3 protein-coding genes are annotated in these 3,705 nt (G+C 52.3%); all 3 read right to left on the bottom strand.

What is annotated here, in order from left to right; all coding sequences use genetic code 11:
- On the bottom strand, positions 1 to 707 hold a 707-nt coding region (locus tag D6694_10935), incomplete at its 3' end, for a VCBS repeat-containing protein (protein RMH39686.1).
- A complete protein-coding gene (locus D6694_10930) occupies positions 704 to 3,415 on the bottom strand; it encodes a hypothetical protein (protein ID RMH39685.1) in 2,712 nt (903 codons plus the stop codon). The genes D6694_10935 and D6694_10930, both read right to left, overlap by 4 nt.
- The coding region (locus D6694_10925) for a hypothetical protein (protein ID RMH39684.1) at positions 3,400 to 3,705 on the bottom strand (306 nt) is incomplete at its 5' end. The genes D6694_10925 and D6694_10930, both read right to left, overlap by 16 nt.

Here is a 3,705-nt window from a genome sequence, read left to right as displayed (position 1 = left end):
TCTTTCGGGGGGCCGTACGCCTTGCCGATACCCGCCATTTGAAAGTTGATTTTTCGGTCAATATCGGGAGACCAATGCAAATATTCCGCCACGAGCAAATCCAGATCGCCGTCGCCATCCTGATCAAAGAAAGCCGCTGCACTGCTCCATGCCGTAGGTGAGCCTTCATGCACACCAGCCATCCGTTGATAACCCGTAGCCGATGAGAGAAACAGTTGGTCTTTGCCAACACAAGTCACAAAAATATCAGGACGCTGGTCCCCATTAAGATCCGCTGTGGCGATTGCCTGTCCATAGCCCTGGGCTTCAGAGAGTCCAGGAATTTCGACACTTGAAAAGTGACCTTTTCCATCATTGAGATAGACAGCAAGCAATGGCGTCTTGCTTTTTTGTTCACGCCATGGCCAAACCATCCCGTTCACGAAAATCAAATCGTCATCACCATCGCCGTCGATATCGACGACAGCGACCCCCTGCCCCATCGTTTCCGGCAACAGTTTCTCGCCGTACGCTCCATTCTCCGGATGGAAATCCACTCCGTAATTGTCTGCCTCTGTGACCAAGCGAAATGTGGGCATGGTTGACGGGCCCTTGAGAGACCTTTGTTCAACGATACTTTCCGGTTTCGATGTCTTGCTCACTGCCCACCAATACCAGCCGGCAATGCCAAACAGTATCGCGAGCACTCCGTATCGCCAAAGCTTCATGGTGCGCTGTCCTCCTCAGGCCGCAAAATAAGGGGATGAATTGGGACTGGATTTGCTTGGAAATCCAGAATTTCGTCACTTTGTCTGGCCTTGAGCACCGCGTGACCACGCGCCTCGTCATCGACTTTGTATTTTTTATGGAGTGCGCGGTGTCGCGTCATCGCTTCATGGTCACCACGTAACGCCGCCAGTCTAAATAAATTAAAGTGAGTATCGGAATATTCCGGGTTTTCTCGCAACGCATCCATGAGATAACGCTCACTTTGGCTCAACCAGAATACCCTTTTTGACGCATCCGAAGATGACTGTGCCAACACAAGTGCTGTATCCGCTGCAAGGTTGAGCAAACGCCAATCGGACCGGAAATCAAACGCTCCTCCCCGCCACTTGACCTCAAATATCCTCTTAAGATGCTCATGAGCTTTTGCATAGTCTCCCATCTGTCGGTACACTTGGGCCGCCAGCCAATGTGCGGTCCAAGGCGTGTTTGTTCCCAGAGCAATGGCCTCGTTGATCCGAACAATCGCATCACGGAGCCGACCTTCAATCAGCGCCACGCGCGCTAAATTCAGATGCCCCTCCGCTCGGCCATATTGGGCGACTTTTTCAAAGGCTTCTCGTGCCTGCCTCAGACGCTGATGCTGCGGTATGCGAAGCAGACCGATTCCGTAGTCATTCCAACGCTGCCATTCTGGCACCGGACTGTCAGAGACAGCTCCCTCAGTTCCCAGCGTCCACTCGTGCTGAGCCAATAATGCTACCGGTAACTTTCCACGCCCACCTGACTTGTGCCAGAGCGATTGACTGAACTTTCGATAATAGACACGTGCCCGAAGGTTTACCCGTCGCCAATGCCCTGCCTCCGGCAAAATCATCTGGAAAGACGCGATATCCGCTGCCCCAGGCGGAATCTGACGGTTGTAAAGTGCAACGAAAATGTCTTCCACATTGCGCTCACGGATTGGCGTTCCGTCGCGAGCCAACAATTCTGCCTTCAGCCAGTGCGCTTTGCCATCAACGTTACCCGCTGCGTCAATGGCCCCCGATATCCCTCGAAACCGACGTCCTGCCTCATCTTCAAGTTCCGCTTCAAGCTGAACCCAGACTTGGTTAGAGTCCGTCGTCCCGCCAGTGAAAACGTGTCCCATCCCTGTGGTTCGGGTGACCACTTCAACCAACCAACGCCGCGCCGTATTCCAGTCTTCCAGACGCATGGTATCAGCCGGGATGAGCTCGCCATCAACGGTTCCGCCTCTCCGTAACGCGAAAATTTCTACCCGAACAGCCTGCTGCAATGCTTCTTCGCGCTCTTTGGCGTACACAGTATCGCCCACCATAGCATCAAGCGCCGTGTTCCCAGATGGGAACAAGTGATCCTTCAACATCAGGCGGTTGGCGGTCGGCCCCGACTTTGCTGCCAAATCTTGGCGAGTCACCGGCTTTGCCTTCATGTGGCATTGCAAGCATCCTTCGTGCGGTTCTTCCGGATAATAAAAACTGCTGACACCCCGACCACTCACGCCACTTAAAAAAAACTCGTCCAAATGATTTTGTCCGCGTAGCCAACGATAGTGATTGACAGACTTTGGGATATGCACTTTGTGGCAAGCCCCACAAAACTCCGGTTTCTTGAGCGTTTCTGGCATCATGACTCGTTTGTGGAAGTCAGGCTTTGCCAAAATCAACTGATCACTCAGCCACCGCAAGGCCCTGTTTTCGGAAAAGGCGAAGGGATAGTGGCTTAACTTTGCAACACGATAACCACCATTTCCAATGCGATCAGGAACCTCTCTTACCGCATGACAGGCCACACAGTTGACGCCTTCATTGGCGGCATCGCTATGGCGACCGATATCCGGCTGATCAAACCTTCCGGTCAGCAACAATACCGGGTCATGGCATCCGGCACAGAATCGGCTCGCTTTTGTATGACCATCGCGCTGTTGAAGTTTTTGTCTCATGTTTTCGATTGAAAAGCGGTAAACCGGATTATTGAGCGAGCTAAAACGGTGCGCACTATGCGCCCAACGATGTACGGTTTCTTGGTGACAACGCTCGCAGTAACCATTGAGCATAAGATCAGAATCAGCAAAGGTCTGTCCTGCTGGCACGGCAACGCGCGCTGGCAAAAAAGGGGTTTCCCATTGCAACTCGTCCGGAAGAAATACGGTGATATGCACCAAGCTCAACGCAGCCGTCAAACTCCCGAGCGCCCACAATCTGCGTCGCAAATGCGACAATTGCATGTGAATGCCCACTCGCCGGTGCAACCAGTAAAGTACAGCCATGGCCACTGGCATCACAACATGCAGCCAATAGAGAATGCGACGCCCCCACCCCGCAGGAATCATGATCGGCTCGACACGGAGCAATAGCCAGCCTGTGATGGTCACGGCCAAAATCACCCCTGCCAGCCACAGACCAATTCTGACAGCCTTTCGGTTGGGACGGGAAATGGCCAAACGAAAATGGTGGACGATAAACCAAAGTATCAACGGTGTAAAAGCAACACCCACCAACAAGTGCGCCAGAAAAAGCCATTGGTATGCCTGGTTTTGCAACTGCCAGTCAAGCAACCATTCAAACAGCGTCACGCTGCCAAGATAGATACCTGTCGCAAACAGAACAATGGCTGCCCACCATAACCCTTGATGTAAACTCACCAAACGCTTGGGTAAAACGATGCTATGCCTTACTGACTTCCCCATGGTGCTTTGACCCGTACATTATACTGTTTATGTAATCGTTCTCTTTCGTTTCGCTCTGGATATTTGACTGGAAGCGGTTCGATACGTCCGCCCGTATCCGTATACAAGTCCATGTCTTTGGCGTAACCGCGCACTTCCAAAACCCAGATGTCATCCTCTGTGGCACGTGTCGATGAGACAAACGTCAATTGTAACGATTCTCCCGAACCATAGATGGCCAACGCATCGTCTTCCTCGCGCACCAGCGCTTCAACGTCGCCAAATCGTGTGTAAAAACCCTCTAGATTCTT

The organism is Gammaproteobacteria bacterium, assembly GCA_003696665.1.
In the GTDB taxonomy this organism is placed as follows: domain Bacteria; phylum Pseudomonadota; class Gammaproteobacteria; order Enterobacterales.
The sequence above is the reverse complement of the archived record's forward strand: the minus strand, read 5'-3'. Positions and strand labels throughout refer to the sequence as shown.